We start from the raw sequence: 3,272 nt of genomic DNA, 5'->3' as shown, positions 1-3,272 counted from the left end.
CGTCCCTCATGCAAGAACGGCTCACGATAACCGTGGCAAGCACAATAGTCCTCAACCAACGGGGACACCTTGGATTTGCTCATAGCGTTACCCATGTATTTGTAGAAGGCCTAAAACAACGGTTGCTGCGATTTACTGCCATTTAGTACATTTGAATTCAGGAATTCAACGAGTTTTGGTATCTGCATCAGCGCCATATCGTCTGGGAGATCGCTGAACTCACGATCAGTGACGGGTTCACCCAACTCGGTTATACCTTAATCTGGTACACCCCATTGCCCACATTGCGCCACTTGCCACTTCTTTTCCCTTTCGAGAGGACATTCGCTAAAGCGCCCTTGATCCGCTTCAAGTCTTCCCCTGAGATATCTTCGTACAGCTCGCTGACTATCTGATCGATGTGGGTAGGTTCTGCTGCCTGAGTAAGTACCTGCGTCACCGCATTGGTGAGGGTTTGATCAACAAATTTTGGGCGGAGCAGGGCTCGCGACTTCCGCTGGGCCGGGGCTTTGCTGGCTTTTGAGGGAGACTGAGATTTCGTACTGGGCTTTTTTTTCGTCGTCGCTTTAGCGGATGACGACTGCTGTGATTTGGCTTTGGTAGATGGCTTAGCAGCGGCTTTCTCAGCTTGGGCCGCTTCAGGGGGCGCGGCGACTTGATCAGGAGGCGCAGCGGACTCTTTTGCAGGAACATCCTCGCTGGCATCGGCGATCGCTTCAGCGTCATTCGCTTCTGTGGGCTCAGCCTCAGTCGGTGTAACTGCTTTAGCGGCTGGTCCTGTTGCCGACTCCTTTATCGCCTGCGTATCCGAGGCATCGGGGGTGGAGATTGTGCCCGCATCCGTTGCCGGATGTCCTTGCGTCATCGCTTCGGCTAGCAGGGTTTCAATCCCTTGCAACTGCACCGTTTTCTGCTGCATCTGTTGGTTCATCCACGCGATTTCCTGCTGCAGGTGCGCTTGGACTTTTTGCAAGGAGGTGACAAAAGCATTCGCTTCTGCAGGCGATAGCGTTTGTAGATAAGAATTTGGAGTAGCCACGATGAATGACAGGGAAACGATAACAGCTGTCAATTGTATGCAGAGTCGGGGAAAAGGCGTCATTCACCTCTGTTTTGGGCAGGAATATGAAGCAGTATGAAGTGGGGGTGCTGCTCGACTCACCCGCTTTGCCATTGCTCTAGCCGCCAGCTCATAGAGCCGAGTCAGCTTTGCGATCGCCCGCTCCTATTGGGAATGGTCTCAATCCCCTTCAGCCATCACTTCAGATGAACTCCGAAAGTAGAGAATGCTCAGGCTTGTCGTCTCATCATCAACCCCATACCAATCATCCAGCCCTGTCTCTAGTATGACGGTCGCCCTCGTACTTCCCACCGTCTGCTCGATCATCCCCTACCAGGCGCTAGAGTAGAAGCCACTTTTAGCAAACAGGAAACGATGCCGCCAGCACCCATTGTCTTGCTTGAAACGGACTATGAAACAATCGATGAAGCGATCGCGGCCAAAGATGACCAAGCTGCTCAACTAACTGAACAAGGCATTCCCTTTAAGCAACAAACCCTCTATCGCGCTACCGATGGTGCGCGGCTATTTCTCATCACACCCATCGATCTTGAACTAGAATCAAACGAATCTAGTCGAGTGTCCTCCAAACCCAGAACCCGGCGCACCAGTCCCCAAAGACGGCGCGAGCGCAATCAGCAAGTCGATTATCGGTAATGGCCGCTGCCTGCAAGCTGCATCAAGGCTCTTGGTCACTGTCCAGTTCCTTCACTGCGTGCTCCAATTCCAGCTCTAACTGTTCAGTACTTGGCAATAAACCAGGAATGCGATGCTCGGCAATGGCGATTGGATTACTCAAACCCCGCAGCGAATACTCTGCCATTGTCCGGTCTTTGTCTTTGCATAAAATAATGCCGATCGTCGGTTGATCCTCACTTTGTCTTTCCTGCTCATCCACCGCTGACAAATAGAAGTTCATCAGACCAGACTGTTCCGGCTGAAAGCTGTCCATCTCCAGTTGGATGACTACAAAACATCGCAGTCGAATATGGTAGAATAGTAGATCAACAATGAACTCTCTACCTCCCACATCGACACGATAATTCTGCTTGACAAAGGAGAATCCGAAACCAAGCTCTAGTAGAAATTCTCGCATACGAGCAACAACCGCACGCTTGAAGTCTTTTTCCTGTATGCCCCTTGTTATTGCTAGAAAGTCTAGATTGTAAGGGTCTTTAAGCGTTTGATAGACTAAATCCGATTGCGGAGGCGGCAAGGTGGTCTCAAAATTGTTGATAACGCCAGCCTCATAGCGATAGCGATCCGCTTCAATCTGCGTCGTCAGAATGCTCCGGCTCCAGCCATTTTCCAGGGTTTGCTGAGCGTACCAAAGCCGTTGCTCTAGGTCATCTAGCTTGTTGAGCAGTACCTGGCTATGGCCCCACGGAATTTGTGCTACAACTTGCAGCACAATTCGCTCATCAGGGAAAGCCTCTGCAAAGGCCCGCATATATTTTAGGTTTCGCGGCGAAAATCCCGTCATATCAGGGAACTCTCGTCTCAAATCAGCAGATAGGCGATTCACAACTTTACTGCCCCAGCCTTCTTGAGTTTGCCGGGACAAGATATCGCGCCCAATTCGCCAGTACAGCCAGATCAGCTCTCGATTGACGGCGATCGCTGCTTTAATCTGCGACGAGCGAATCCGTTCCTTCAGACCCTCCAGCAGCTCTCGATAGTCATCATCTGGAATTAAATCGGACTTCGGCATATCACTCCCCTCTTACTCTTCGTACAGCTAATAAGCCGCCTCTTGCCAGTTCTCAACGCCCATATAGTCACGGGCGATGTCCTGCAAAATCGTATCCTTATCCACTGAGACATTATGCCGGACACCAATCATAAAGCGGCGATGCACCTCTTCAATGACCCCTTCCTGCTCTTTGAGAACTTCCATGATGACTGGCTGATAGGTTGCACCGACCAGGCTACCGAGCGCCTTGATGATGGAAACTGAAATCCGTAGCCGAGTATCGTTGCTCTCTTGGGCGGTGTTCCAGTTGATGATGTCCTGCACAATGGCCTCTACCTTCGCTTTCGAGTCGCTGCGATCGCGCTGCTTCGTGTCCGCTTTCTCTGAGACTGGTTTCTCAGCTTTCTCTGGGACGATTTTCTCCGGGGCTACCGCCTGAGCCTTGGTCGCTGATGGAGACGACTGCGACACTGCTTTAGCTGGCTGGGCTGGCGTTCCCAAGAGCTGATGAATGCCCGC

The 3,272-nt window shown here is 51.5% G+C and carries 4 protein-coding genes; 1 reads left to right on the top strand and 3 read right to left on the bottom strand.

The genetic code is table 11. From position 1 onward, the window contains the following. Positions 1-250 precede the first annotated feature (250 nt). Complete coding sequence (locus JUK32_RS00530; protein ID WP_204136915.1) at positions 251-1,039, bottom strand: hypothetical protein; 789 nt, start codon at positions 1,037-1,039, stop codon at positions 251-253. A gap of 396 nt (positions 1,040-1,435) precedes the next feature. Here JUK32_RS00530 and JUK32_RS00525 point away from each other — a divergent pair, with 396 nt between their 5' ends. Beyond that, positions 1,436-1,717 carry a hypothetical protein gene (locus JUK32_RS00525; RefSeq protein ID WP_204136914.1) on the top strand — a complete coding sequence of 94 codons (282 nt, stop codon included), beginning with the start codon at positions 1,436-1,438 and terminating at the stop codon, positions 1,715-1,717. Between the two features lie 22 nt (positions 1,718-1,739). On the opposite strand, the gene JUK32_RS00520 is transcribed toward JUK32_RS00525, so the two are convergent. Together JUK32_RS00520 and JUK32_RS00515 are read right to left on the bottom strand one after the other, a co-directional pair. Further along, entirely contained in the window at positions 1,740-2,771 is a 1,032-nt protein-coding gene (locus tag JUK32_RS00520) for a YhcG family protein (RefSeq protein ID WP_204136913.1), read from the bottom strand. Positions 2,772-2,798: 27 nt separating this feature from the next. After that, the coding region (locus tag JUK32_RS00515; protein WP_204136912.1) for a hypothetical protein at positions 2,799-3,272 on the bottom strand (474 nt) is incomplete at its 5' end.

The sequence above is a fragment of the Halomicronema sp. CCY15110 genome (assembly GCF_016888165.1).
Lineage (GTDB): Bacteria > Cyanobacteriota > Cyanobacteriia > Phormidesmidales > Phormidesmidaceae > Halomicronema.
The sequence above is the reverse complement of the archived record's forward strand: the minus strand, read 5'-3'. Positions and strand labels throughout refer to the sequence as shown.

What these genes read in the sequence shown, in the direction of transcription:
- JUK32_RS00525 (WP_204136914.1), top strand. Translation starts at nt 1,436, where the DNA reads ATGCCGCCAGCACCCATTGTCTTGCTTGAAACGGACTATGAAACAATC.
- JUK32_RS00520 (WP_204136913.1), bottom strand. Translation starts at nt 2,771, where the DNA reads ATGCCGAAGTCCGATTTAATTCCAGATGATGACTATCGAGAGCTGCTG.